Source organism: Streptomyces sp. NBC_00209, from assembly GCF_045206345.1.
Lineage (GTDB): Bacteria > Actinomycetota > Actinomycetes > Streptomycetales > Streptomycetaceae > Streptomyces.
On sequence record NZ_CP108121.1, the window covers coordinates 2915523 to 2941443 of the forward strand.

Genomic DNA, 25921 nt, shown 5'->3' on the forward strand with positions numbered 1-25921 from the left:
CTGCTTTCTCTCTCAGCGCCGGCCGTCGTACGGGCGTCCGGAACGTTCCCTGCCCCGCCGCAGGTCCGCCCGGAGCAGCCGGGCGACGGGGTCGATGAGGCGTCGGGCGAGGTCTTCGACGTCCACGTCCGGGGCGGGCTCGGCGGGCCGCTCGGGCGCGGGGCTCCGGGTGGGCTGCCGCTGGACGACGGTGACCGGCACACCGGCGAGGCCGTGGTGGGCGACGGCGCGCTGGACGGCTTGCGCGTTGGCCTGCGGGGGCGTCGGCCGTACGGCGCGGGGCTGCGGTGCGGAGGGCGCGCCCCCCTCCGGCACGGGCCCCGGGGCGGGCGCACCGTGCTCCGCCGCGACCGGCATCGCGAGGCGCTGTACGGGGGCGGCGGGGCCGCCGGACGGGTGCGGGCGGACGACGGGGCCCCGGGGCGCGGGCCGCGGTTCGAGGCCGGCCGGTACGGGGGGTTCCTGCGGCGCGGCGGACCGGGCCGGGAGCGGCGCGTGCGGGCGGGGCGCGGTGACGGGGTCGGCGGCGACCCGCTGGACGACGGGGGCGACCGGGGCGCCGGGAGCGGTCTCCGCGCGCGGGGTGTCGCGCCGCCAGGTGGCCGGTACGACGGGCCGGGACGCGGCGGCTTCGCGCGCGGTGAAGCCGTCGGCGGCCCCGGTGCTCACGGCGAGGGTGCGCGCGGCGAGGAGCGCGCGGGAGCGCTGGACGGGGGCGGGGCGAGGGGCGGGCCGGACCCGGACGGGCCCCTCCGGGGTGCGTGGGACGACCGGCGGCGGCGCGGTGGGGGCGGTGCGCAGGGGCATCGCGGGGGGCGCGGCGGGACCGGGCTGCGCGGGGCGCGCGGCATCCCTCGCGGTGCCTGCGGTCGGCGGGAGTGCGGACAGGGGCGCGCCGAGCCCGCCCCGGGCGGGGGAGCCGGGGGCGCTGGGCGGGGTGCGCGGGGCCGGGTGCGCGGGGCCCGCTTCGCGGGCGGACGGCGCGAAGGGGGCCGCGCCTGCGGGGAGTTCGCGCAGGGGCTTGCCCAGGGTGGGGCGGGCCGGGGCGGGCCGGACCGGGGCGGCGGAGGCGTCCGCCTGGCGCTGGACGACCGGCTGGGCGGGGCGGGCCGCCGGACCGGTGGGCGCATCCGATTGCCGCTGGACCACCGGCAGGGCGGGCCCGCCCGGCACCACCACAGGCGGCCGCGCATCCGGGGTGGGGCGGTCAGCCGGACCGGTGGACGCGTCCACCTGCCGCTGCACCACCGGGCGGACGGGCCCGGACGGCTGTCCGCCCAGCGGGGGGCGTACGGAAGGGTCGACCGTCGACGCAGGCGCATCCGCCTGCCGCTGAACCACGGGGAGCGCGGGCCCGGCCGGGGCGTCCACCTGACGCTGAACAGCAGGCAGGGCAGGCTCGCCCGGCGCCACTACGGGCGGCTGCGCGTCCAGGGCGGGACGTACGGAGGAGCTGTCCGCCGGACCGGCAGGTGCGTCCAACTGCCGCTGGACCACGGGAAGATCGGGCCCGGCCGGAGCGTCCGGCGCGGGGTACTCCGGCGTGGCGGAGGCGTCCGCCTGGCGCTGGGCAGGACCGCCAAGCGTCGGCCGTACGGAGGGACCACCCGCCGGACCGCCAGGCCCGTCCAACTGCCGCTGGATCAACGGCAGCTCGGACCCGCCGGGGACAGCGGCGGACGGCTCCGCCTGGCGCTGGACCACCGGCAGGGCAGGCCCGGCCGGGGCACCCGACCCGGGCTCCCCCGAGCCGGCGGAGGCACCCGCCTGACGCTGGACCACGGGCAGCGCGGGTCCGGCCGGGGCGCCCGGCGTGGACCGCTCCGGGACGGCGGCGGACGCGTCCGCCTGCCGCTGAGCGGGACCGCCGAGCGTCGGCCGTACGGAAGAACCGCCCTCCGGACCGGCGGGCGCGTCCAACTGCCGCTGAACCACCGGCAGATCGGGAACAGCCGGAGCGGGCTGCTCCGGGGCAGCGGCCGACGTATCCGTCTGCCGCCGGACAGCTCCACCCGAGCCCGTCACGGACGGCTGCCCGCCCAGCGTCGGGCGCGCGGAGGAACCACCACCGGACGCGTCCGCCTGCCGCTGGACCACGGGCAGGTCGGGCCCGTCCGGGGCACCACCGGATGCGTCCGCCTGCCGCTGGACCACCGGCAGGTCGGGCCCGGAGGGCTGCGAGTCCGCAGCGGCGGGCGGGGCCGAGGGGGCGCCCATGGAGGGCCGTTCGGGCGAGGGCCCGCCCAGAGCAGGCCGTACCCCAGGTCCGGCCGGGACCCCCGGTACGTCCGCCCGGCGCTGGACCACCGGCGCGGGCACTCCGGACGACGGGACGGCGGACACCGTGCGCGGGGTGTCCTTCGCCGGGCGGCGCGCGACGATCAGCGGGGGCGCGGTGCGCCGGGCGCGTACCGGGGCGGGGTTCTCCACCGGCGGCACGACGGGGCCGGAAGCGCGGGACGCCGACCCGGAGACGGCCCGGACGACACGCCGGGGCCCCGGAGGGGCCTGAGTACCGGGACCGGGGGGCGTGGGCCCCGGGCCCGTACCCGTAGCGCCGCCCTCCGGCACCGAAGGCACCGAAGGCGCCGAAGGCGCGGCCGCGCGCAGCACCAACGGCGCCCCCGAGGGCGCGGTACGCGGGGTGCCCGGTGTCCGGGCCACGCCGTGCACGAGCCCCACCGGGGCCGACGGGAGCACCGCGTGGCCCAGGCCGCCGTCGCTGTAGGCCACGTTCTGCCAGGACGCGAGGCGGGACCGGAAGCGCAGGCCGTCGCTGACGCCGATCGAGGACCGGGCGACGGTCACCGTCGGCGGCGCGACCCGGCGCCACCCGCCGTCCCAGTCCGTCCCGGGACGCGCAGAGTCGGGCCCCTGCGCCGGGACGGCAACGGGCTCCGGAGCCCGGTCCGCGTCGGGGGCGCCCACCCCCGCACGCTTCCGGAACCAGCCCCTCAACTCCACGCCCTCACCCGCTCTCGTTCACGCGGGTGTTGATCCGCGCTATCTCCCTCACCCATTCCTGCCGCTCACCATGCGTGAGGTCGAGGATCTCCTCGCGTTGCCAGTGGAAGTGGTAGGCGATGTACGCGATCTCCTCCCGCAGCCGGGAAGGCGCGTACGTCACGATTCCCCCAGGCGCTCACCCGACAGGTCCACCTCGAACGAGCCCTGGCACAGCGGGCAGGTGACCGCCGCGTGGGTGTGGCCCTCGCTGTTGATGCGGCGGTAGAAGTCCTGGAGGAACGCCACGTCGGTCGCGTACATCCGCTCGACCACCCCGGCGTGCACGTCGGTGATCGTGCCGAGGCGGGTGATGACCTGGCTGAGGAGGACCACGCTCAGGTACGCGGGGTTCTCCTTGACCCGGAGGTCGATCTGCGGACGCAGCTCGTCGCGGGCGGTGGCGAGCCGCATGGTGCCGGTCCGGTGGGTCCGGCCCTCGTCGTCCAGGTACCCGCGCGGCAGCTCGAAGTCGAACTCGTCGGGGCGGCGAGCGGCGGCCGGGGCCGGGGCGGGTGCGGGGGCCGGGGCGGCCTCGGCCTGCGCCGGCGCGGCGGCGGCGAGGGTGTCCAGGACCTCTTCGAGGCCGCCGCCGGAAACGGTCCTGCGCCTCATTCGACCACGATCTCCTCGAAGGTGATGGTCACCGTCTCGGTCGCCGCGCTGGACTCGCCGGCCTTCAGCGAGGGGCCCTCCCAGCGGCTGGCCCAGCCCTGCATCAGCTGGATGCGGCGGACGGTGTCGCCCTTCGAGTCCTTGATCTCGATGGTGAGGTTCTGCCGCGCGGTGTCGACGGCGCCGTTGTTCAGCGTCTCCTTGATCCACTTGGTGAACTCGCTGCTCTTGTCGAGTCCCCGGGTGATCGTCACCTCGCCGGCCTGCCGCGCGCCGGGCTGCTTGCGGATGATCTGCTTGCCGGTGGAGGTCACCTGCCGGACCTCCACCACCTCCTCCTCGACGGTGAGGCCGCTGATCTCCTGGATGGACTCCACGAGATAGCCGCCGAGCTGCACGCCGAAGACGTGGGTGGAAAGAGCGTCGCCCTCTGCCATGACTGTGTGTCACCTGTTCCGTTCGTTGCCGTCTGCTGAGTTGCTACGGGGAGAGGGCTGCGCTCACTCGTCCACGAGGCTCGTGCTGTCCGAGAACTGGGAGAGGCGGAAGACGACGAACTCCGCCGGCTTCACGGGCGCGACGCCGATCTCGCAGACGACCTGGCCGAGGTCGATGGACGACTGCGGGTTGTTGTCCCGGTCGCACTTGACGTAGAACGCCTCCTCCGCCGTACGGCCGAAGAGCGCGCCCCGGCGCCACTCCTCGGAGAGGAACGCGGTGACGTTGCGCCGGATGCTCGACCAGAGGCGGTCGTCGTTGGGCTCGAAGACGACCCACTGGGTGCCCAGGAGGATGGACTCCTCCAGGTAGTTGAAGAGCCGGCGGACGTTGAGGTAGCGCCAGGCCGGGTCGGAGGAGAGGGTGCGGGCACCCCAGATCCGGATGCCCCGGCCCGGGAACGCGCGCACGCAGTTGACGCCGATCGGGTTGAGGAGGTCCTGCTCGCCCCGGCTCAGCCGGAGTTCGAGGTCGAGCGCACCCCGGATGACCTCGTTGGCGGGCGCCTTGTGCACCCCGCGTTCACCGTCGCTGCGGGCCCAGACGCCGGCGACGTGGCCGCTGGGCGGCATCAGGGTCTGGCGGCCGGTGGCCGGGTCGAGGACCTTGAGCCAGGGGTAGTACACGGTCGCGTAGCGCGAGTCGTAACCGGCGTCGTCGTTGCGCCAGGTGCGGACGCGCTGGGCGTTCATGCCGGGCGGGGTGTCCAGGACGGCGACCCGGTCGCCCATCTGCTCGCAGTGCGCGATGAGGGCGAGCTGCACGGCCCTGACGCCCTCGTCGTCGATGTCGCCGCGCTGGTGGGCGCTCATCAGGTCGGGGACGGCGACCATGGTGATCTCGTCGATCGCCTCAAGCGCCGCGATGCCCGTACGCGCCGACGCGTCGCCCACGTACTCGGTGGGGCCGGTCCGGCCGGTGGTGGACGCGTCCGGGGTGGCGGGCGCGAGGGTGAGGCTCTGCTTCTCGGGGCGGGACTGCGCCGTGCCGGGCTGCTCGGTGACCTCGATGAGCTTCGACTGGCGGGCCTGGGTGACCAGGTAGCCCTTGACGTTCTTGCGTACGGAGGTGTCGAAGGTCTCCACGACCTTGCCGCCCTGCCGGACCAGCAGGCGGAAGCGGTCCTCCGGCGGGTTCTCGCCCTCGGCGTCGGCGACCTCGATGGAGATCCCGTCGCCGGCGCCGGGCCGGGCCGAGACCAGGAAGCCGCCGACGGCCACGGAGGGGGCCGTCGCGGGCGCGTCGCCCTGCGGGGCGTCCTCGGCGGGCCCGCCGACGCGCACGATGTACGCGGCGCCGCCGCCGTTGCTGAAGAACCCGTGGACGGCGAGCGTCAGATACGTGTCCGGGGTGAAGGTGCCGAATGCCGAAACGTACTGGTCCCAGCTGGTCACCAGCGTCGGCCGGTGGAAGGGGCCGGTCTCCGCGAAGCCGACGAAGGCGGCGACCGCGGTGCCGACACCCTCGATGGGCCGTGCTCCGGACTGCACCTCCTCCACGTATACACCTGGGGTGAGGTACGACGGCATGCTCGCTCCTTCGGCTGGTCAGACGTTCGCCCGCCCAGTCTTGCCAGGGCGTACGCACGGGCAGTAGGCCCCAAAGTCCTGGCCCGGGGGCAGGGCCACTGCCTTTCCGGGCCTGCCCGGCCATGCCCCCACACCGACGATTAATTTCAGCCAGAAACTAACCGGCCCCCGGAGCGGAATCGGCTGGATTTCCACGGTCGCCCGGGGAACCGGGAACGGCCCGATCCACTCCGCCCCGCCGGGGGAGCCCGTGGTCCAGTCCATTCGCCACTTCCGGAAATGCCCGGGAATCACCCGGGAATCACCCCGATTCACCAGCTGCCCGCACTCCGCGCATTTACGCGTCCAGCCCTTCCGGGCGTGTCCGGGTGTGTGGAGGGACACATACGGATGAACGCGGGGTTGCGCGTCCACGCAGGTGGGAAACCCGTCTGTTCACACGTCCGGAATGAATGGAAGAGAACCCGGCGCTATCGTTCGTCCGGTGCGACATCGGTCAGCTCACCGCTGACATTGAGCACTTGGTGACACCCGGAAGCCTGCTTACCGGTGGCCGGAGTCCCAGGCTTCGCACAGGTCACGGAAACAGTGACCGCCGCCTTCTCCTGCACCTGAATGGGGGTGACCCAGTGATAGTCCTGGTTCCTGAACGTCTCCAGGGCAATGGTGGTGATCTTCCGCTTGCCGAAGGAGATCGTCAGCAGCCCTTCGTCGCCCTGGAAATTGGCCACGACGATGTCCGTGACCCCGAAAGTCTTGCCTTCCGGAACCACATAGGTACCGGTCTTCCGACCCCCGGCGGCGGTCTGCACATCGATGGTCTCGGACATCTGCTGCGGGTTCCCGCCGCCGCCCGAACCGCCGGTGGAACCGCCCGGGCCGGAACCGCCCGTCGCGCCGCCGGACCCGTCGGCACCGCCCGACGCCTCCCCCTTGCCCTGGGGGTCCTGCTGCCCGCCGCCCGACGCCGAACCGCCCTGCCGGGGCTGCCGGTTCTCCTCCTGCGCGGCCTTGGCGCCCGCCTCCTTGGCGGTGGAGCGGACCGCCGGGCGCACCAGCGCGAACCAGGCGAGCAGCAGCGCGAGGATCGCCGCGAGCAGGATCAGCAACCACTTCGGGAACACCGGGATCTGGGCGAACTCGCCCGGAAGCGGCTCCGGCCCGCCCGCCCGGGGCTCCTCGGCCCCGGCGTCCTCCGGCTCCCCGGCCACCACCTCGAACGGCCAGGCGGCCGGCGCGCCGAACCAGATCAGCTTGCGGGCCCGGACCTTGAGGCCCGCCTCGGCGGACTCGCCCGGCTCCAGCTTCCGGCGCTCCGGGGTGAACGCGAGGCGCAGTTCCTCGCCGGGCTGCCGGGACGCGAGCGAGACCTCCGTGGGAGCGTTCCCACGGTTCTGTACGACGGTACGGAAGCGGGCCCCCAGCCAGCCCCGGCGGCGCCCCGGTTCGAGGCGTGCGCGCAGCTCGTGGAACGGCTCGACCACCACCGTCATCTCGGGGACGGTCACCGACTCGGGGTGCTCGGCGGGCAACACCCTTATCCCCAGCGGCTTTTCACCGGCGCGGACCTCGTGGGACCGGGGCGGCGCGAAGCGCACCGTGACGGTCTCGGAGGTGCCGGGGTAGAGGGAGACCCGGGCCGGTTCCACCGTGGTCCACGCCGCACAGTCGCCGACCACGTCGAGGGTGTACGCCTCGACGATGTCCCCGTCGTTGCGCACGGTGAGCGTGGTCGTCGCTTCGGCGCCGGGCGACACCGTCACCGTGGGCATTGCGAGTTCGGCAGATGTGGTCACCCTGCGACGTTAGGCCGCACCGCGCCCCCGGCAGCAGGGGCGCGAGGGCAATGTGCGGGCAGGGGCGGTGCCCCGGGGGCACACCCGCGCCGGATTCCCGCACCGCATCCCCGGGCCAGGTCGCCCTGCCGGGGCGTGACGTACGCGTACGGCACCGGACGTAACGGAAATTCGGCGGAAGCGGCCCAGAAGGACGAGCACATGACCACGATCACGACAGACATGACGACGACGGGGGCGACGGGCCACCGTGCCCTCGCTCCGCCCGAGCAGCCCGCGCCGGGCATACCCTCCCCGGCGTCCGGCCGGGTCTCGGTGGCGGTGTACGCGGAGGACCTGATCCTCCGGACCGGGGTGGTGCACCAGCTGCGCCGACGCCCGGAGATCGAGCTGATCCCGGAGGAGGAGGCGGACCGGGCCCAGGTGTCCCTGGTGGTGGTGGACGTGGTGAACGAGCCCGCCGTCCAGCTCCTGCACCGCCTCCAGCGCAACACCGCCACCCGGACGGGCCTGGTCGTCGGCTATTTCGAGGCGGGCGCCCTCCAGACCCTGATCGAGTACGGGGTGGCCGCCGTGCTGCGGCGCGGGGAGGCCGACCAGGACCGGCTGGTCCACCTCGTGACGGCCATCGCGAAGGGCGAGGGGGTCCTTCCCGGGGACCTCCTCGGCAAGCTCATCGACCACGTCAGCAGCCTGCACCGCTCGGTCCTGGACCCGAGGGGCCTCTCGCTGTCCACGCTCACGACGCGGGAGGCGGAGATGATCCGGCTGGTGTCGGAGGGCTACGGCACGGCGGAGATCGCGCAGAAGACCTCGTACTCCGAACGCACCGTCAAGAACGTGCTGCACGAGGTCGCGACCCGGCTCAACCTGCGCAACCGGGCGCACGCGGTGGGATACGCGATGCGGCACGGCCTCATCTGACGCACCGTCTGGTACCGGGAGGGCAACTGCCGTTGCCCCCTCGGTGCCCCGGTGCGGCCGCCCGGCCGGGGGCCTCGTCCCGGGGTCTGCCCCGGTGCCCCTTGCCCCGGACCGGGGCCGCCCGGTCTGGTGGCGTTGAACCGTTCGTGGAAAGGCAGACCGTTGTCCCAGCGTGAGCACCGCACCGACCGGACCACCGAGACCCGGTCCGCCCCTTCGCGCGGCCAGTCCCCCGCCGAGCGGTCCGAACTCCTGGAAGTCCAGCGCACCCTGGGCAACGCGGCCGCCCTGCACCTGCTGCGGCGGGCCGGGGAGGCGCGGGAGGAGGCCCCGGAGCAGCCCGCCGTGCAGCGCTCGGCCGTCCACAACGTGCTGAACGGCAGCGGCAGGCCGCTGGCCGCGTCGCTGCGCGCGGAGATGGAGTCCCGGCTCGGCGCGGACTTCTCGGACGTACGCGTCCACGACGACGCGGCGGCCCGCGCGTCCGCCGCCGGGGTCGGGGCCCGCGCCTACACCAGCGGCCACCACGTCGTCATCGGTGACGGCGGCGGCGACAAGCACACGCTGGCCCATGAGCTGACCCACGTCATCCAGCAGCGGCAGGGGCCCGTGTCCGGCAGCGACAACGGCTCCGGACTGCGGGTCTCCGACCCCTCCGACCGCTTCGAGCGGGCAGCCGAGGCCAACGCGCACCGGGTGATGCGGGGCGCGGCCCCGGCCGCGCACGAGCACGCCCACACGGCGGGTGACGGCGTCGTCCAGCGGGCGCCGGAGCAGACCATGGGCCGGAACATCGCCGCGGGCCTCGGACAGTACGGGACGCAGATCGGTGAACTGGCCGCCAGGATCGGCACGACGAGCGAGAACGTGATCAACGCCCTGCTCGATCCCGCGTACGACCCGATGGGCGCGCACGACATCGCACCCGAGATCCTGGACAGCAACCTCAAGGATCCGATCGAGTACGCGGCGTGCTTCCCCACCGCACACGATCTCTTCCCGGTGCTGACCGACCCCGCCGTGAACCCGCCCCGGCAAGGGCCCAACCCGGAGCGGGCCGCCGACATCCAGGAGTTCCAGGCGGCGGTGCGCACCCTGACGGGCTCGATCCAGGAGGCATGGTCGGAGGGCCTGCAGTCGGTGTTCCGCATCGAGTACGCGGGGCACGGCTTCACCCTGGTGATCCGGATCGCCGAGGACCAGCAGCCGCACATCGAGCTCATCGAGAGCCTGGCTCACGCGGCCGGGATCACCACGTCGCTGAGCAACGCGCCGGGTATGACGGTGGAGCATGTCCTCGAAGCCCTGACCGCGATGTCCTCCGGTGACGTGACCGAGCGGGTGCGGGGCGCGGGCCTGCTCGGCTGGAACGCCCACGCGCTGTACCTCGGGGATCCCCAGCCGACCGAGCAGGAGCGCTTCCCGCAGACCCGGATGAAGTGGTGGCGGCAGCCGCTGTCCCCGCAGGCCGGAGACAACTGGCACGCGCAGTTCGTGCTGCGGTTCAACTTCGTCGCCGGGACCTACGGCACGACGCAGCTGGCCTGACGGGACCGAGGCAGCCCCAAAGGGCACCCGGGCTTCCCCGTTCCCGGTACTCCAGGCCCTGTCCCGGGGCCCGTTCGGGCCGCATGCTCGTCGTGGAGAACCATCGATCCAGACTGTGAGGTGGACCGTGGGCGGTCCTGCTGGCCCTAGGGGTGCCCGGCTGCGTCGGCTCGGCGGCGCCGTGGTGCTGCTGACGCCGTTGCTGGTGGCGGGGTCCGTGTCCGCCCCGCAGGGCGCCCAGCCCGCCGCCGCCGCGTCGAAGGCGGTGACCGACACCGGACGGATCGCCTTCGCCGGTACGGGCCACCGCAGCCTCGGCCGGGTCACGTCGGAGACGGCCACCGAGGACCTCTTCGGAGGCGACGACCCGGCCCACTACGACCAGGACGCCTACGGGCGCGGCGACACGCTCGTCTTCACCAGCCTCCGGGACGAGGCGCGCCCCCAGGTCTACCTGCGCGGCGCGAACGGCGACGTACTGCGGCTGACCAACGGCATGGACGCCGCGCATCCCGAACTCTCCCGCGACGGGAAGACCGTGGTCTTCGACTCGCCCGGGAAGGGCGGCCGCCGGGACCTGTGGGCGGTGGACGTCGACAAGCCCGGGAAGGCGCGGCAGCTGACGGACACCCCGGCCGAGGAGACGTCCCCGACGCTCTCCCCGGACGGCACCCGCATCGCGTACGCGAGCGACGGCGGCCCGGAGCCGGGCACGCAGATCTACGCACGCGACCTGGACGGCGGCCCGGTGACGTGCCTGAGCAACAGCGCGGAGGGCGACGCGGACGAGCCGGAGTGGAACCCGGTCGACGACGGCGTCCACCGGTCCCGCGTCTCGTACACGCTGCACGTCGAGCCCGCCTCCGACACGGACACCGGGCACCGGCTGCGGGTCACCGACGGGCCCGGGACCGCCCGGCCCGTGCTGACCGGCCTCGGCAACGACTGGGGCTCGCGCTCCTCGGCCTGGCTGCCCGACGGCGAGGGCCTGCTCTTCCTCAGCCCCAACACGGACTGCGGCTGCTCCGTCTACGACCACGTCTACGGGATCACCTCCCTCGGGGGGCCCGACCCGAAGATGGTGCTCGACGACGACCGCGAGGTCGGGCCCCCGGCGGTGCTCGTGATCGCCGGCACCCCGACCCCGGTCGTCCCCCGCCGGACCACCGAAGACCCCGCCCTCGTCACGCTCCAGGACATGCGGCAGGACGGCTCCGACCCGCGCGACCTCCGGATCGACGTCCTGCGCGAGGACCCCAGGGTTCGGACCAACACCAGTGACGACCCCGCCGTCGACCCGCTGTTCCACCCGGCCGACGGCTACGACCCCTGGACCGAGCGGCAGACGTACACGCCCGACGGCCGGCACATCACCGTGACCCGCTTCCAGACGATCAACGGGCAGCGGATCCAGCGGATCTGGCGCACCGACACCGAGGGGAAGCACCCGGAGGTGATCGAGCTGGACGGGCGGGGCCCCCGGGACCGGGACACCGATCCCTCGTACTCGCCGGACGGCAAGCTGCTCGCCTTCACCCGTTCCACGCCCGGCGACAACGGCACCTGGACGAGTCAGGTGCTCGTCGCGGACGTGGACTCGGGGCGCATCACCGGCAGAGTCGTCGCACCCGAGGGCGAGGTCACCGGCGCCGACGCGCAGCCCGCCTGGTCGCCGGACGGCACCGTGCTGGCGTTCACCCGCGCCGAGGTCGTCCGGGGTCTCGGCGGCATCAAGCACGTCTGGACCGCTCCGGTGAAGGCGCTGGAGCAGCAGCAGGACCTCAGCCGCACCGGCGGCTGCCCCGGCGAGTGCAAGGTCATCGACGACAGCCCCGCGTTCTCGCCGGACGGCAGGTCCATCGCCTTCAACCGCAAGGACCGCGCGGACCAGATCAACCAGCGCGCCAGCGTCGTCGTCGTCGCGCCGGACGGGAAGGACTGCCGGGTCGTCCTGCCGTCCGGCCGCGCCGACGCCCCCACGTGCACCTCGGAGATCCCGGACGTCGAGGCGACCGGCCCGTACCAGCCGCGTGACGTGGCCTGGTCGCCGGACGCCTCCCGGCTGGTGCTCAGCCACCGCCGCGACCGGGCGCCCAACTCCCCCGAGCAGCTCTCCCAACTCGACCTGGCCACCGGCACCCTGACCCCGCTCACCGCGCAGCTGCCCGGCCGCCAGAAGGAGCCCGCGTTCCAGCAGAAGGTGGACCTGGCCGTCACCGCGCCGCCCACCGCGCCCACCGTGGAGACCGGATCCCCGGTGACCGTCACGGTCACCGTCACCAACAACGGCCCGGCCCCCTCCCCCGGCACCACGCTGGTCGCCGACCTCCCGCCGGGCGTCCGGCTGGACGGCATGACCACGCCCACGGGCCCGTGCGCCGAGGACTCCCCGGCCTGCGACCTCGGTGTGCTGGCGCCCGGGGCCGAGGTGCCGGTCTCCGTGCGGCTCATCGGCGTCACCAACGGGCCCTGGCAGCTGGGCTGGTCGGTCAACGGGTCCGTCGTGGACCCGAACCCCACGGACAACGCCACCGGCACCTCCGTACGGGTGCGCACCACGCCCGACCTGCCCAGCCCGCCGCCCTCCGGACCGGCCACCCCGCCCAAGCTGCCGCCCCCGGCCGCACAGCCGCCCGCGCAGCCGCCGACCCTGCCGCCCGCGCCGGAGGCCGGCCCCGGTGTCGTCGTCCGCGCGCAGCCCAGCCCCGGCTATGTGGGCGGCCGGGTCGTGGTCACGTACACCGTCCGCAACGGCGAGAACGCGCTCGCCACCGGGCTCCGCCTGCGGCTCGGGCTGCCCGCCCGCATCCCCGTGGCCACGCTCCCGGCGGGCTGCACCGGCGGGGTGTGCGCGCTCCCCGACCTCGCGCCGGGCGCCTCCTCGGTCCTGCGGGTCGTCCTCGCCCCGGACCACGCCGTCAGGACCCGGATCACCGGCACGCTGACGACCACCGGCACCGACGCGGACCGGGGCGACAACGTGTCGCGGATCCCGCTGCGCATCCTCCAGCCCCGGATCGTCTCGGTGCCGGAGATCGGCAAGCCCGGGTTCGTCACCTCGGTGCGCGGCAAGGACTTCCCGCCCGGGGCGCCCGTGAAACTGGCCTGGAAGCCCGGGATCACGGCGGCCGCCGCGCCCACCCTGCCGGGGCGTGACGGCACGTTCATCGCCCAGCTCCTGATCCTGGTCAAGGACCGGACCGGGCCGCGCACGATCACCGCCTCGGGACCCGGCTTCTCGCAGGTGCGGACGGACTTCCTCGTGGTGACGGGCAACCTGGCCCCGCCGGACGAGATGGGGCGCCGGTGATCCACGAAGTGGACGAGGGGCTGCGGCTGTTGCTGGTGGACGCGGGCCTTGAGGACAACGGCGTGGACCTCGTCTTCGACGCCCCGACGAAGGACTGGTCCGCCCGCCGCAACGCGCCCACGGTCAGCGTCTTCCTGTACGGCATCCGCGAGGACGCGACGCGCCGCCGCAGCGGCACGTCGGAGGAGTACGACGCGGAGGGCCTGGTCACCGGCCGCCGCGAGCCGCCGCGCTGGTTCGAGCTGACGTACCTGGTGACGGCGTGGACCAACCGCCCCCAGGACGAACACCGCCTGCTCTCCGAGGTGTTGCGCTGCCTGATCCGCACCCGCGCGCTGCCCGCGCGGATGCTCACGGGCAGCCTCGCCGACCTCGCCCTCACGGTCGAGATGGAGGCCGCGTCGGCGGGCTCGGGCGACCGCCCGTCCACGGTGGACGTCTGGTCCGCGCTGGGCGGCGAGCTGAAGGCCGCGATCGACGTACGCGTCTGGGCCCCGCTCTCCGGCGAGGTGGAGCCCGCCGGGCCGCCGGTCACGGAGGGCCTGCTCGTACGCACGGCTGCCGCGGTGGACGGCGAGGCGACGGACCCGGGCCGCCGCCTGCGGTACGGAGGCGCCACGGACGCGTCGGGCGAGGGCTTCGCGGCGGAACGCGAACGACAGCTTCCGCCGGGGCGGCGCAGGCGCGGGGGCGGGGCGGCCCGGTGACCGTCGCACAGCAGCTCCCCGACACCTCCGTCGCCGAGCTCTGGGAGCGGCTCGGGCACGTCGAGCGGCGGGTGCGGCTCGCCGTCGCGCTGCGGCACGAGACCGACCCGGCGCCGGACGATCCGCTGCGGGGGCAGTACCTCACGCCTGCCGGTGCCGAGCGCGTCCTGGACGCGCGCGACGCGTTCCTCCCCGTACCGGACCTCGGGTCCGATCCGCCCGCCGAGCGCGGGCGGATCGCGGAGCTGTCCGCGCGGTTCGGGCTGGCCGCGCCGGACGTGGACCTGCTGCTCGTCGCCATGGCACCGGACATCGACGCCCGGTTCGAGCGGCTGTACGGGTATCTCAACGACGACCTGACCCGGCGCCGCGCCACGATCGGCCTGGCGCTCGAACTGTGCGGGCTGCCCGGCGCGGGCCCCGGCCGGTTCCGGTTCGCCCCGTCCGCACCACTCGTCGCGGCCGGGCTCGTGGAGGTGCTGGAGCCCGAACGCCCCCTGCTCTCACGGGTGCTGAGCGTCCCGGACCGGATCACCGCGCACCTCCTCGGCGACGACGCGGTGGACGCCCGGCTGCACGGGCTGGTCCGGGTCGCGGGCCCGGACGGGGAGCCGGACGACGGCCCGGTCACCCGGCGCGTCGCGGCGGCGGCCGGTACCGGGAGCGGGTTCACGCATCTGCTGGACCGGGGCGGCGACCCGGCCCGTCTCGCCGTCGGCGCGCTCGCCGCGTCCGGGCTGCGCCCGCTCGTCGTGGACCCGGCGGCCCTGGCGGCGGCGCCCGAACCGGCACAGGCCGCCCGGTTGCTGGCGACCGAGGCGCGGCTGAGCGGCGGCGCGCTGGTCCTCGGCCCGCTGGAGACGCTGGCGCCGGAACAGCCCAAGGGCGCCGCGCTTCTCGGGGCGCTGTGCGCGGCGGTCGGCGGCGCCTCGCCGTTGCTCGTGTACGGGCGGAAGCACTGGGACCCGTTGTGGGCCGGGGAGAGCCCGGTGACGGTCGCGGTCCCGCCGCCGGACCCGGCGGACGCGGTACGGCGGTGGCGCGGCGCGCTCGCCGGGGCCGGTGCCGCCGCCGGGCTCGCCGCCGGGACGGAGGAGGCCGACGCCCGCCTCGCGGACGCGACCCGGGCGTACCGGCTGGACTCCGGCCAGATCCGCCGGGCCGCCGACGTGGCCGCCCGGCTGGCCGCGCAGGAGGGCCGCCCGGTGGGCGCCGCCGACCTGCGGACGGCCGTCCGGGCGCAGAACGGCGCGGGGCTCGCCCGCCTCGCCCGGCGCATCGACCCCACGGTCGGCTGGGACGACCTCGTGCTGCCCCCGGCGACCCGCCGCCAGCTCTCCGACCTGGCCCTGCGCGCCCGCCACCGCGACCAGGTGCTCGGGCGGTGGCGGATGCGGCCGGGCGGCGGCCGGGGGCGGGGCATCGTCGCGCTGTTCGCCGGGGAGTCCGGGACGGGCAAGACCATGTCGGCCGAGGTCGTCGCGGCGGACCTGGGCATGGAGCTGTACGTGGTCGACCTGTCGTCCGTGGTCGACAAGTACGTCGGGGAGACCGAGAAGAACCTGGAACGGATCTTCGTGGAGGCGTCCGAGGTCAACGCGGTGCTGCTGTTCGACGAGGCGGACGCCGTCTTCGGGAAGCGCTCGCAGGTCAAGGACGCCCAGGACCGGCACGCGAACGTCGAGTCGGCGTACCTGCTCCAGCGCGTCGAGTCCTTCGACGGCATCGCCGTACTCACGACCAATCTGCGGGCCAACCTGGACGAGGCGTTCACCCGCCGCCTGGACGTGGTCGCCGACTTCCCCGTACCGGACGCGCAACAACGCCTTGCCCTGTGGGAACGCTGCCTCGGTACGGAGGTCCCCCGCGCCCCGGACCTCGACCTGTCGACGTGCGCGGACAGGTTCGAGCTGACCGGCGGCTCGATCCGGGCGTGCGCGGTGACCGCCGCGTACCAGGCGGCGGAGTCGGGCCGCCCGCTGGACACGGAGCAGCTGGTCGGGGCGGTGCTCGCGGAGTACCGGAAGCTCGGACGGCTGGTCCTGGAGAGCGAGTTCGGCCCGTGGCTGGAGCGTACGAGGCGGCGCGGCTAGGGGCTTGCCCGTCTCCGTATCATCAGGTGCATGACTGCCGAGCCCGCCCGTTCCGCCGCCCGTATGCGCGCATCCGACGCCGACCGCGAGGCGGTGGTGGAGCAGTTGCGGGAGGCCGCGGCGGAGGGCCGGATCGACATGGACGAGCTGGACGAACGGCTCAACCTCGCCCTCACCGCCAAGACGTACGGCGAACTCGCGCCGATCACCGATGACTTGGGCGGCGGCCCCGCCGTGCAGGCGACGGGCGAGCCGCTGGTCCTGCGCGGCGGCATCCACGGGGTGCAGCGCAAGGGCGCCTGGCAGGTCCCGCCGCGCGTCCTCGTGCACGGGGGCATCGGCGGCGCGCTCCTCGACTTCAGCGGGGCCGAGTGCGGGCAGCGCGTGATCGAGGTCGAGGTGGAGGGGCAGATGGGCGGGGTCCGGATCGTGGTGCCGGACGGCTGGGGTGTGGACACGGACACGCTGGACCCGGCGCTCGGGGGTCTGAGGTCGAAGGTCACGGGCGAACGGGAGCCGGGCGCACCGCTGTTGCGGATCACCGGCTCCTGCGGTGTGGGCGGCGTCCGCATCCGCCGGCCGGGCCTGCGCGAACGCCGCAAGAAGCGCTGAGGTCCCTCAGAGCGGGCGGACCGTGAGGATCTGCTCCGCCCGGCCGACCGGCCCGTGGACGTCGTGCAGGACCGTGCTGGTGAGGCCCTGGCCGGTGGGGCCGAAGACGACCGTGGTGTCCAGGCCCGTCCAGCCGCCCTCGGGCTGGCGGTGCAGATGGATCGTCAGGTCAACGTTGGGGAACATCCACTCCGTCGGCTGCTCGCGTACGGCGATGCCGTTGGCGGTGTCCACCAGCGCCACGTACGAGGCCAGCGGCCCGGCGGTCTCGCCCGCGACCAGGTCGAGCGGGGTGGAGATCCAGGCGGTCGTGCGGCCGGGCAGCGGCGGCGCGAGCGGGCGGACGTCGAGCGACGCGATGTAGCCGCCGGGCCAGAGGTCGGCCATCGGCCAGGGGGCGAGCGCCTCGGGCGGGGTGAGCCGGTCGTCCTCGCCGTCGGCGACCTCGGCGGTGTCGACGGGGGCGAGTGCCCAGGCCCTGGCCCGTACGACCGGGCGGCCCGCGATGAGGGCGACGGCCTCCACCAGCTCGATGGTCCGGCCGGGGCGGACGGTCTCCACCCGGATCTCGCACTCGTCCAGGGCGAGCCGCCCGAGGATGTCGAAGCTGATCCGGGACAACAGCAGCCGCTCGCCGGGCCGTTCCGCGAGGTGCCGCTCGACGGCGTGGACCAGGAGCCCGCCGAACGGGCTGAAGTGCACCTCGTCCGTGCTCCACGCGCCGCTCGCGTGGGCGGTCGGCTTGTAGCGGTCGGCGTCGATGCGCTCGTAGTAGCTGCCGGTGTTCAACGGATCGCTTCCCTCACGGCCGTACGGATCGGGACCCCCAGCGTGCCACCGGGGGCGTTCCGGCCCGCGCGCGGGTACCGCGCCCCGCACCCGCGTTCGAGCGTGATCAATTCGCAATCGATTCCGGTCTTGACCGAGACCCATCAAGGAGTCACGCGATTACGCTCCGAAGTATGTCCGACAGCGCACCTACCGCCGGTAGCACCTCCCCGGCCCCCACCGACCTCACCGAGGACCGCCCCGTCTACGTCATCGGCGGCGGCCCGGGCGGACTGGCCGCGGCCGCCGCCCTGCGCGCGCGGGGCGTCCGGGCGGTCGTCCTGGAGAAGTCCGGGACCGTCGGCGCTTCCTGGCGGGGCCACTACGACCGGCTGCACCTGCACACCACCCGGCGCTGGTCCGCGCTGCCGGGGCTCCCCATGCCGAGGAAGTTCGGCCGCTGGGTGGCCCGGGACAACGTGGTGCGGTACCTGGAGAAGTACGCCGAGCACCACGAGCTGGAAGTGATCACCGGCGTCGAGGTCTCCCGGATCGACCGCGCGGCGGACGGCACCGGCTGGCGGCTGAGCGCGAGCGGGGGCCGCGAACTGACCGGGCGCGCCGTCGTCGTCGCCACCGGCTTCAACCACACCCCGCGCCTCCCGGACTGGCCCGGCCGCGAGACGTTCACGGGGGACCTGCTGCACGCCTCGGACTACCGCTCGCCGGCCCCGTACGCGGGCAAGGACGTCCTGGTCGTCGGCGTCGGCAACACGGGCGCGGAGATCGCCGTGGACCTCGTGGAGGGCGGTGCCTCGCGCGTACGGCTCGCGGTGCGCACCGTCCCGCACCTCGTGCGCCGCTCCACGGCGGGCTGGCCCGCACAGGCGACCGGCATCCTGGTCCGCCGGCTGCCCGTCGCCCTGGTGGACCGGGCGGGCCGCCTGATGGCCCGGGCCGCCGTGCCGGACCTGTCGGAGCACGGACTGCCCCGCCCCGACACCGGTCTGTACTCCCGCGTCAAGGAGGGCGCGATCCCGGTCCAGGACGTCGGCCTGATCGACGCGGTGAAGCGCGGACGGGTGCAACCGGTGGCGGCCGTCGAGTCGTTCGACAAGGACGCGGTGGTCCTCGCGGACGGCACCCGGGCCACCCCGGAGGTCGTGATCGCGGCCACCGGCTACGTCCGGGCCCTCGAACCCCTGATCGGCCACCTCGACGTCCTGGACGACCGCGGCCGCCCGGTGACCCACGGCCCCCGCACCCCGAAACAGGCCCCCGGCCTGTACTTCACCGGCTTCACGAACCCCATCAGCGGCATGCTCCGCGAGCTAGCGCGCGACGCGGAACGGATCGCGAAGCGGGTTGCCCGCAAGGGGCGTTGAGGGTCAGCGGGTGAGGGTGTACCACTCCGGTGCGTCGAGGTCGCCGTACTGCCGGTTGAGCTTCGGGTGGTCCGGCGTGCCGCCGATCGACCAGCCCGCGTCGTCGGAGGCGATCGCGAAGTCGTGGAACTCGCAGCCGTCGATGGCCAGTTTCAGGTGCTGGCCCCAGGTGGTGGAGTCGCCGGGCTCGTAGACCCACCGGCCCGTACCGGTGCAGCGGTACCGGGCGGAGCGCGCGTCCGCCTTGTCCTCGTAGGCGGACTCATGGTCCGTCAGGCCCTCGGCGCGGGCCGAGCCGTCGGCGGCCAGCCGGAGCGTGCCGCCGTGGCCGTCGCTCCAGGTCCCGGCGAGCTGCGCGGCGGTCACCTTCGGCGGGCTGTACTAGGTGAGCATCCCGTACGCGATCCCGCCGACGCCGAAGACGGCCACCGCCGCCATCGCGCCGTGCCCCAGGATGCGCAGGAGCCGGCCTCCGTGGAGTGCGGCGTCACGCGCATAGAGGGCGGCGCCGGTGAGCAACGACTGTGCCGTCAGCCAGATGAGCGCCAAGTCGCCGGGCCCCGGCTTCAGGAAGATCCCGGCGAGGACCGTGACCGCGACCGCAGGCGGCACGGCGACGGCAGGTATCCACCGCCAGGTGTCCCGCCCGGTCAGCCGGGAACCCGCCCGGCGGGCCACCCACACCACGGGCAGCACCACCAGGAGATTCCCCAGCAACGCGAACGGCACTCCGAAGCAGGACAGGAACGGCAGGACGAACAGCATCCGGCCGACCCCCTCCGGCACGGGCGACTCGGCGGCGATCTCCGCGAAGCCGTAGACCTCGAAGGCCAGCGCCGTTCCCACGAAGAGGGCGGCCGCCCCGGCGACGATCGGATGCGCCGACCACACGGGCGGCGGCCCCGAAGGCGGCGGACCCCCTTGCCACGTCCTCCATGGCTGACGCGCTTCCCACTGCGCTTGCCACTCTGTTTCCTCCGGCATATGAGCCCCCCTTCACGCGCATTCTGGCCCTACGCCACCAGCCGCACCTCCGCCGCCCCCCGCCGGATCACCAGCACCATCAGCGCCGCCACCGCGCACAACGCCCCCGCCGCGTACCAGACCACGTTGTACGTACCGAAGTAGTCCCGCGCCACCCCGCCCAGGAAGGCGACCAGCGCCGCGCCCACCTGGTGCGAGGCCAGGACCCAGCCGAAGACGATCGCGCTGTCGTCGCCGTACTGCTCGCGGCACAGGGCCAGGGTCGGGGGGACCGTGGCGACCCAGTCCAGGCCGTAGAAGACGATGAAGAAGACCATCGGCGGCTCCACCGTGGCCTGCATCAGGAGGGGCAGGAACAGCAGCGAGATCCCGCGCAGCGCGTAGTACACCGCGAGCAGGCGGCGCGCGTCGAAGCGGTCCGTGAGCCAGCCGGAGAACACCGTACCGATGATGTCGAAGATCCCGATCACCGCGAGGAGCGAGGCCGCGGCGGTGATCGGCATGTGATGGTCGTGCGCCGAGGGCACGAAGTGCGTACGGATCAGGCCGTTGGTGGAGGCGCCGCAGATCGCGAACGACCCGGCCAGCAGCCAGAACGGGCCCGTGCGCGCCGCGTCGAACAGCACCCGGACGGCCCGGGCCGCCGCCCCGCGCGCGGGCGCCGGCTTCTCGGTGTACTCCCCGCCGTACGGGGCCAGCCCCACGTCGGCCGGGTGGTCGCGCATCAGGAGCCACACGAACGGGACGACGACCAGCGCCGCCAGCGCCACGGTCACCGACGCCGGGCGCCAGCCGTGCCGGTCCACGATCCACGCGCAGAGCGGCAGGAAGACCAACTGGCCCGAGGCACCGGCGGCGGTCAGGACACCGGTCACCAGGCCGCGCCGGGCGGTGAACCAGCGGTTGGTGACCGTCGCGGAGAACGCCAGCGCCATCGAGCCAGTGCCGAGCCCCACGAGGAGGCCCCAGTAGAGCATCAGCTGCCAGGCCGCCGTCATCCACACGCTCGCCAGCGCTCCGGCCGCGACCATGGTCAGCGCCACGGCCACCACCCGGCGGATGCCGAACCGGTCCATCAGCGCGGCGGCGAACGGCGCGGTCAGCCCGTACAGCGCCATGTCGAGGGAGACCGCGAGCCCGATCTCACCGCGCGACCAGCCGAAATCGTCCTGGAGCGGGTCGAAGAGCAGACCGGGCAGGGAGTTGAAGGCGGCCCCGCCGATGATCGTCACGAAGGTGACGGCGGCGACGATCCAGGCGCGGTGGATACGCCACCGACCGGGCTTCCCGGGCGCGTTCGGCACGGGGGTGACGGGAGCGACGCTCTCGGTTGTCGGATTCACCCGCCCAGCATCCGGGCGCGGGGCCCGCCCCCACGAGTGGCCCGGGGGCCATGGTTCGCAAGGATCGGGCCACCACCCCGACTCCATCCGCATGCGCGTACGATCTGGCGCGCACCGCATCGTCCATGTCCTCGGGGGAACTTCATGCAGTGGGTCGAACGCCAGCACTTCAACCACGGGTCCTCGCTGATGCGGGGCTGGGGCGCCCTCCTGCTGCTCATCGCCTGCGCGCTGTGGGTCTGGCTGGGCTTCCTGATCTGGGACACCGAGGACACGCTGTACTGCTTCCGCGCCTACTCCTACTGCAAGATGGACACCACCCTGCCCAAGCAGCTGACCCTGCTCGGCATTTCGGCGCCGCTCTCGGTGGCCGGTACGGGGCTGCTGGTCGCCGGAAGTGTGCGCCGGCAGACCAGCGCACACGTCCTGCGGGTCATCGAGATGCAGCAGTCCGAGGAGCGGGCGCGCAACAGATAACGCCCCCGGGCCCGGGGCTCAGCCGATCCGTTCCAGGCGGCGGATCGGGCGGGCCGCGAGGAGCACGCCCACCGCCAGGATGTTGACCACCGCACCCGCGAACAGCACCTCCGGAGCGCCCAGTTGGTCCGCGAGCGGGCCCGCCAGGGCGCGGCCCGCCGCCACCATCAGGAGCGAGCCGGCCACGTCGTACGCGTGCAGGCGGTTGAGGGATTCGGGCGGTACGTGGGTCTGGACCGTGGTCGACCACATCACCAGCCAGAACGCGGAGGCCGCGCCCGCCACGAACTGCCCCGCGCCCAGGGCCGGTACGGAGAGCCCGAGGCCCAGCGCGACGAGGTTCGCGCAGACGCCGGTGAGCGCGACGGCGCCCGCCGCGAGCGGGCGGCGCGGGCGAAGGCGCAGGGCGAGCAGGCCGCCGACGACGCTGCCCGCGCCGTTCACCGCCATCATCGCGCCGTACGTCCCCGAGCCGTGCGCCTCGGTGACGCGGACGGCGGTGAGCGGGAGCATCGGGCCGAGCACGGCGAAGCCGTACACCGTCCAGACGGCGATCACCCCCCAGAGCCAGCTGCGCGCGGTGAACTCCCGCCAGCCGTCCACGAGCTCGGCGAGGAACGAGCCGCGCGGCGCCTCGTCCGAGGGGGCCGGGGCCAGGCGCAGCAGGAAGAGGCACGCCCCGGAGACCAGGAAGGTCGAGGCGTTGGCCGCGTACACCGCGCCCGCGCTCGCCAGGCCGACGAGGACGCCCGCGAAGGCGGGGCCCGCCATGGTCATCAGTGCCTCGGAGACGCGCAGCGTGGCGTTGGCGCGCTGCACGTCCGAGGCGACGCGCGGCACGGTGGACGCGACGCCCGGCTGGAAGAGCGCCGCGCCGACACCGGCGACCGAGCTCAGCGCGTACACCGCCCAGAGCGGCGGGTTGCCGGTCGCGAAGGTCACGGCGAGCACGGAGGCGCCGACGAGCCGGAGCGCGTCGGCGATGATCATCATGCGGCGCGGCGTGAACCGGTCCGCGAGGACCCCGCCGAAGAGCACGAACACGGCGAGCGGGCCCATCCAGCAGGCCAGCGCGTAACCGACCGAGGAGGCCGGGCGGCCGGCGCCGAGGAGCCCCGCGGTGAGGGCGACGGGGATCATGCCGTCGCCGAAGAGGGCGGCGGTGCGGGCGACGAAGAACAGCCTGAAGTTACGGTTCCAGAGCTGCCTGCCGGACTCCTCGAACAGGGGCGGCAGGGGCGGGAGAGGGGACGGGCCACCGAGGGCGGCGGCCTGGGGGTCCGTGGCGGGAATGCACACGGAGTCTGCTGACTTTTCCTTCACGCCGATGACATGTATCAGCTTATGGTCTATACCAGCTAGGGCTTTTCACGGGCCCCGGCCGGCCGAAGGGAGTCCGCTGTGCCGCACCGGGTCGTCGTTCTCGCCCTCGACGGGCTGCTCCCCTTCGAACTGGGCATCCCCCAGCGGATCTTCGGGCTCGCCCGCACCTCGGAGCACCAGGACCGGGCGCGGAAGCTGTACGAGGTCGTGACCTGCTCGGTCCGGCCGCCGGGGCCGGTCCACACCGACGCCGACTTCACGGTGATGGTCGGCCACGGACCCGAGGCGCTCGCCACGGCGGACACGGTCGTCGTCCCGGCCAGTCACGAGGGGGGCCTCGTCTACGACCAGGGCCGGCTGACCGACGAACTGACCGCCGCGCTCGCGCACATCCGTCCGGGCACCCGGATGGTGTCCATCTGCACCGGCAGCTACGTCCTGGCCGCCGCCGGCTATTTGGACGGGCGCCCCGCCACCACGCACTGGGCCCACGCCGATCACTTCCAGCGGCTCTTCCCCCGCGTCCGGGTCGACCCGGACGTCCTGTTCGTCGACGACGGCGACGTCCTGACGTCCGCCGGGGTGGCCGCCGGGATCGACCTCTGCCTGCACCTGGTGCGGCGCGATCACGGGACCGCCGTCGCCAACGACGTCGCCCGGCGCACGGTCGTGCCGCCGCACCGGGACGGGGGCCAGGCGCAGTACATCCGGCGGCCCGTGCCGGACACCCAGTTCGCCACGACGACGACCGCGCGGGCCTGGGCGCTGGCCCGGCTGGAGCGGCCGATCCTGCTGCGGGACATGGCCCAGCAGGAGGCGATGAGCGTACGGACGTTCACCCGGCGGTTCCGCGAGGAGGTCGGCGTCAGCCCCGTGCAGTGGCTCACCCAGCAGCGCGTGGAGCTGGCGCGCCGTCTCCTGGAGTCCACGGACCTGTCCATCGACCAGGTCGCCCGGGACGCCGGCTTCGGCACGTCCACCTCGCTGCGGCAGCACCTCCAGGCGGCGCTGGGCGTCTCGCCGACGGTGTACCGCCGCACGTTCCGCTCGACGGCGGGCAACCGGGCCTAGGAGACCGCGGGCTCGGCGCCGTGGGTGCCCGGCTGGAGCTGGACCTGGATCAGCGGGACGCTGCGGTCCACCTCGCACCAGATCCGCTTGCCCGCGCCCTCCGGCTGCCAGCCCCAGCGGTCGGCGAGGCCGTCGACCAGCTCCAGGCCCCGGCCGCCGGTGTCCTCACCCCGCGCGTGCCGCTGCTGCGGCGGGCGGCAGCTGGCGTCGGCCACCTCGACGCGCACGGTCCCGGCGCCGCCCGGGGCGCCCGTCGGGCCGAACAGCATGCGCAGCACGGCCGGACAGCCGGTGTGCACGACCGCGTTGGTCACCAGCTCCGAGATGAGCAGGATGAGGGTCTCGGCCAGCGGCTCGTCGTCTCTCACGCCGGAACCGGCGAGCCGTGAGCGCGCCCATCTGCGGGCCCGTCCGACCTCCGCGGGGTCGGGCCCGACCTCCAACTGAACCTGAAGCACCTGCACCGCTCACACCATCCGAACCGGCGGACACATCGCCTCGCGCCTCCAAAGGGTCACGGAACGTGATTCCCTTGCACGACAGCATGGTTGACGTACAGTCACCGCAACAAGCGCTTCGGGCATATTCCAGCGCGAAGGAGTACGCGTAGTGCATACTGTGCGACGCACATTGCGGAGAGTCGAACAGCACCTCACCCGGACCCGACGCGCCTCGCAGGCCGCGTCCGGACGGACAGGTTCCAGAACCACTCGCATCCCACGGAGGGTACCCGAGCCGGGCGCCGACTCCACGCCGTGACGAATCACGCAAAGGACACAAGCCGGTATCGGTGACCCGTCGTAGCGCTGCGTCACGCCCAGGGGCGCGGTGTCCCCGGACGAAAGGCCCTAGTCCGGCTCGATGACCGTCACGTACGTCGCCAGCGCGGCCACCGCGTCCTCCTCCACGACCCCGCCGTCCCGGTCCGTGTCCAGGCTCTGCGCGGCGAACGCCGCCGCGTCCGGGCTCGCGCCGAGGACCCTGAGGGCCCGCTCCACGGCCGGCACCGGTGCTCTGTTCCCGCCGGACGGCCCCGCCGCCACCGCGAGCGCCGCGCGCAGGAACGGGCGGGCGATCTCCGCGAACCGCTCCGGGTTGTCGCGCAGCCGCTTCACCGCGCCGCCCACGAACTCCTCACGGGTGACGCGCTGGTCCCCGTCCACGTCGGCGATGCCCGCCATGCCCTGCCAGAACGCCTCGGCGCCGCTGTAGAGCGCCTGGCCCTTGTCGCAGCGGGCCGTCGTACCGAACTCGGTGAGCAGACGGGCCGCGGCGGCGTTGAAATCCGCGCGATCGATGTATCCGTTGCCGTCCTGGTCGAAGGCGGCGAAGCGGAAGGCGATCTTGCGCTCATACTCTGCGCTGTCCATGCGGGGAGCGTACGACGCCTTCGGGCGTCACGTGTCACTTACGGGGCTCAGCCCTGTGACAGCTCCGCACGGGCCGGTGCGGCGACGGCCGTTTCAGGCCGTCAGCGGCTCGGCCTCCTCGTCCACGGCCGCGTCCCAGTCCGGGAAGACATCGAACAAGCGGCGCACGCCGAGCGCGGCGAGCACGCGGTTGACGTGGGAGCCCTCCTCCGCGCCCCGGGCGGGCAGGATCAGGCGCAGCCGGCCGCCGCAGGACCGCATCAGACGGCGCAGGGCGATGAGCACGCCCACCCCGCTGGAATCGCAGAACTGGACACCGGACAGGTCCAGCACCACGTCGTGGCGGCCCACGGCCACCACCTCGTGGACGGACTGGCGGACGGTGGCCGAAGTCAGCAGGTCCAGTTCGCCGCCTATGTGCAGCACGGTCCATCCGCCCCGCTCGGTCTCAGAGACTTTCAGGGTCACGCGACTGGGCCTCTCGTTCCGGGGATTCCGGGGCAGCCCGGTGATCCGGAAGTTTGCGTTCCTGCCTGGCGGCTGCCCCCGTACGTCCCTCGCGAAA

23 protein-coding genes are annotated in these 25921 nt (G+C 74.0%); 9 read left to right on the forward strand and 14 right to left on the reverse strand.

The window, feature by feature from the left end; genetic code table 11:
- Positions 1–12: 12 nt before the first annotated feature.
- The 6 genes from OG867_RS13000 to OG867_RS13025 all read right to left on the reverse strand — a co-directional run bounded on the left by OG867_RS13000 (position 13) and on the right by OG867_RS13025 (position 7417).
- Positions 13–2928, reverse strand: coding sequence for a hypothetical protein (locus tag OG867_RS13000; protein WP_406285203.1), 2916 nt, complete (start codon positions 2926–2928; stop codon positions 13–15).
- Positions 2929–2968: 40 nt separating this feature from the next.
- The gene (locus tag OG867_RS13005; RefSeq protein WP_018101391.1) at positions 2969–3127 is read right to left on the reverse strand and encodes a DUF6760 family protein; all 159 of its coding nucleotides are present in this window, start codon (positions 3125–3127) and stop codon (positions 2969–2971) included.
- Complete coding sequence (locus OG867_RS13010) at positions 3124–3618, reverse strand: hypothetical protein (RefSeq protein WP_406285205.1); 495 nt, start codon at positions 3616–3618, stop codon at positions 3124–3126. The genes OG867_RS13005 and OG867_RS13010 overlap by 4 nt, the downstream gene beginning before the upstream one ends.
- Complete coding sequence (locus OG867_RS13015) at positions 3615–4055, reverse strand: phage tail protein (RefSeq protein WP_018101393.1); 441 nt, start codon at positions 4053–4055, stop codon at positions 3615–3617. The genes OG867_RS13010 and OG867_RS13015 overlap by 4 nt, the downstream gene beginning before the upstream one ends.
- A 63-nt stretch (positions 4056–4118) precedes the next feature.
- Complete coding sequence (locus OG867_RS13020; protein WP_406285207.1) at positions 4119–5645, reverse strand: phage tail sheath family protein; 1527 nt, start codon at positions 5643–5645, stop codon at positions 4119–4121.
- 470 nt (positions 5646–6115) lie between these two features.
- Positions 6116–7417 carry a hydrolytic protein gene (locus OG867_RS13025; RefSeq protein ID WP_406290927.1) on the reverse strand — a complete coding sequence of 434 codons (1302 nt, stop codon included), beginning with the start codon at positions 7415–7417 and terminating at the stop codon, positions 6116–6118.
- Positions 7418–7642: 225 nt separating this feature from the next.
- On the opposite strand from OG867_RS13025, the gene OG867_RS13030 reads away from it, so the two are divergent.
- The 6 genes from OG867_RS13030 (at position 7643) to OG867_RS13055 (ending at position 16635) form a co-directional block, all read left to right on the forward strand.
- Positions 7643–8365, forward strand: coding sequence for a response regulator transcription factor (locus tag OG867_RS13030; RefSeq protein WP_406285209.1), 723 nt, complete (start codon positions 7643–7645; stop codon positions 8363–8365).
- 162 nt (positions 8366–8527) lie between these two features.
- The gene (locus OG867_RS13035) at positions 8528–9913 is read left to right on the forward strand and encodes a DUF4157 domain-containing protein (protein WP_406285212.1); all 1386 of its coding nucleotides are present in this window, start codon (positions 8528–8530) and stop codon (positions 9911–9913) included.
- A 184-nt stretch (positions 9914–10097) separates the two neighbouring features.
- Positions 10098–13223, forward strand: coding sequence for a hypothetical protein (locus tag OG867_RS13040; protein ID WP_406290929.1), 3126 nt, complete (start codon positions 10098–10100; stop codon positions 13221–13223).
- Positions 13220–13930: a DUF4255 domain-containing protein gene (locus tag OG867_RS13045; RefSeq protein ID WP_406285214.1), complete on the forward strand. Its 711-nt coding sequence runs from the start codon at positions 13220–13222 to the stop codon at positions 13928–13930. Before OG867_RS13040 ends, OG867_RS13045 begins: the two co-directional genes overlap by 4 nt.
- Complete coding sequence (locus tag OG867_RS13050) at positions 13927–16023, forward strand: ATP-binding protein (RefSeq protein ID WP_406285216.1); 2097 nt, start codon at positions 13927–13929, stop codon at positions 16021–16023. Before OG867_RS13045 ends, OG867_RS13050 begins: the two co-directional genes overlap by 4 nt.
- A 30-nt stretch (positions 16024–16053) precedes the next feature.
- On the forward strand, positions 16054–16635 hold the full coding sequence (locus tag OG867_RS13055) for a DUF1707 domain-containing protein (RefSeq protein WP_406285219.1): 582 nt from the start codon (positions 16054–16056) through the stop codon (positions 16633–16635).
- A 6-nt stretch (positions 16636–16641) separates the two neighbouring features.
- Here OG867_RS13055 and OG867_RS13060 read toward each other — a convergent pair whose 3' ends face one another.
- Positions 16642–17424: a thioesterase family protein gene (locus tag OG867_RS13060; RefSeq protein WP_406285221.1), complete on the reverse strand. Its 783-nt coding sequence runs from the start codon at positions 17422–17424 to the stop codon at positions 16642–16644.
- 173 nt (positions 17425–17597) lie between these two features.
- Here OG867_RS13060 and OG867_RS13065 point away from each other — a divergent pair, with 173 nt between their 5' ends.
- A complete protein-coding gene (locus tag OG867_RS13065) occupies positions 17598–18788 on the forward strand; it encodes a flavin-containing monooxygenase (RefSeq protein ID WP_406285223.1) in 1191 nt (396 codons plus the stop codon).
- A 3-nt stretch (positions 18789–18791) separates the two neighbouring features.
- Here the strand turns inward: OG867_RS13065 and OG867_RS13070 are convergent, their stop codons facing one another.
- From OG867_RS13070 to OG867_RS13080, 3 genes are all read right to left on the reverse strand, one after another.
- Entirely contained in the window at positions 18792–19154 is a 363-nt protein-coding gene (locus tag OG867_RS13070) for a hypothetical protein (protein ID WP_406285225.1), read from the reverse strand.
- Between the two features lie 15 nt (positions 19155–19169).
- Entirely contained in the window at positions 19170–19679 is a 510-nt protein-coding gene (locus tag OG867_RS13075; protein WP_406285227.1) for a hypothetical protein, read from the reverse strand.
- 122 nt (positions 19680–19801) lie between these two features.
- The gene (locus OG867_RS13080) at positions 19802–21115 is read right to left on the reverse strand and encodes an MFS transporter (protein ID WP_406285229.1); all 1314 of its coding nucleotides are present in this window, start codon (positions 21113–21115) and stop codon (positions 19802–19804) included.
- A 144-nt stretch (positions 21116–21259) separates the two neighbouring features.
- On the opposite strand from OG867_RS13080, the gene OG867_RS13085 reads away from it, so the two are divergent.
- Positions 21260–21592, forward strand: coding sequence for a hypothetical protein (locus OG867_RS13085; protein ID WP_406285231.1), 333 nt, complete (start codon positions 21260–21262; stop codon positions 21590–21592).
- A gap of 18 nt (positions 21593–21610) precedes the next feature.
- On the opposite strand, the gene OG867_RS13090 is transcribed toward OG867_RS13085, so the two are convergent.
- Complete coding sequence (locus OG867_RS13090; RefSeq protein ID WP_406285233.1) at positions 21611–22891, reverse strand: MFS transporter; 1281 nt, start codon at positions 22889–22891, stop codon at positions 21611–21613.
- 102 nt (positions 22892–22993) lie between these two features.
- Here OG867_RS13090 and OG867_RS13095 point away from each other — a divergent pair, with 102 nt between their 5' ends.
- A complete protein-coding gene (locus OG867_RS13095) occupies positions 22994–23986 on the forward strand; it encodes a GlxA family transcriptional regulator (protein ID WP_406285235.1) in 993 nt (330 codons plus the stop codon).
- Here the strand turns inward: OG867_RS13095 and OG867_RS13100 are convergent.
- From OG867_RS13100 to OG867_RS13110, 3 genes are all read right to left on the reverse strand, one after another.
- Entirely contained in the window at positions 23983–24450 is a 468-nt protein-coding gene (locus OG867_RS13100) for an ATP-binding protein (RefSeq protein ID WP_328901628.1), read from the reverse strand. The two genes, OG867_RS13095 and OG867_RS13100, sit on opposite strands and share 4 nt — an antisense overlap.
- Positions 24451–24834: 384 nt before the next feature.
- Positions 24835–25356, reverse strand: coding sequence for an EF-hand domain-containing protein (locus OG867_RS13105; protein WP_328901627.1), 522 nt, complete (start codon positions 25354–25356; stop codon positions 24835–24837).
- 93 nt (positions 25357–25449) lie between these two features.
- The gene (locus OG867_RS13110; protein WP_018101410.1) at positions 25450–25824 is read right to left on the reverse strand and encodes an STAS domain-containing protein; all 375 of its coding nucleotides are present in this window, start codon (positions 25822–25824) and stop codon (positions 25450–25452) included.
- Between the last annotated feature and the right edge of the window lie 97 nt (positions 25825–25921).

Excerpts from the sequence above, each read along its gene's own strand:
- OG867_RS13010 (WP_406285205.1), bottom strand. The coding sequence starts at position 3,618 with ATGAGGCGCAGGACCGTTTCCGGCGGCGGCCTCGAAGAGGTCCTGGAC.
- OG867_RS13015 (WP_018101393.1), bottom strand. The coding sequence starts at position 4,055 with ATGGCAGAGGGCGACGCTCTTTCCACCCACGTCTTCGGCGTGCAGCTC.
- OG867_RS13020 (WP_406285207.1), bottom strand. The coding sequence starts at position 5,645 with ATGCCGTCGTACCTCACCCCAGGTGTATACGTGGAGGAGGTGCAGTCC.
- OG867_RS13025 (WP_406290927.1), bottom strand. The coding sequence starts at position 7,417 with ATGCCCACGGTGACGGTGTCGCCCGGCGCCGAAGCGACGACCACGCTC.
- OG867_RS13030 (WP_406285209.1), top strand. The coding sequence starts at position 7,643 with ATGACCACGATCACGACAGACATGACGACGACGGGGGCGACGGGCCAC.
- OG867_RS13055 (WP_406285219.1), top strand. The coding sequence starts at position 16,054 with ATGACTGCCGAGCCCGCCCGTTCCGCCGCCCGTATGCGCGCATCCGAC.
- OG867_RS13065 (WP_406285223.1), top strand. The coding sequence starts at position 17,598 with ATGTCCGACAGCGCACCTACCGCCGGTAGCACCTCCCCGGCCCCCACC.
- OG867_RS13085 (WP_406285231.1), top strand. The coding sequence starts at position 21,260 with ATGCAGTGGGTCGAACGCCAGCACTTCAACCACGGGTCCTCGCTGATG.
- OG867_RS13105 (WP_328901627.1), bottom strand. The coding sequence starts at position 25,356 with ATGGACAGCGCAGAGTATGAGCGCAAGATCGCCTTCCGCTTCGCCGCC.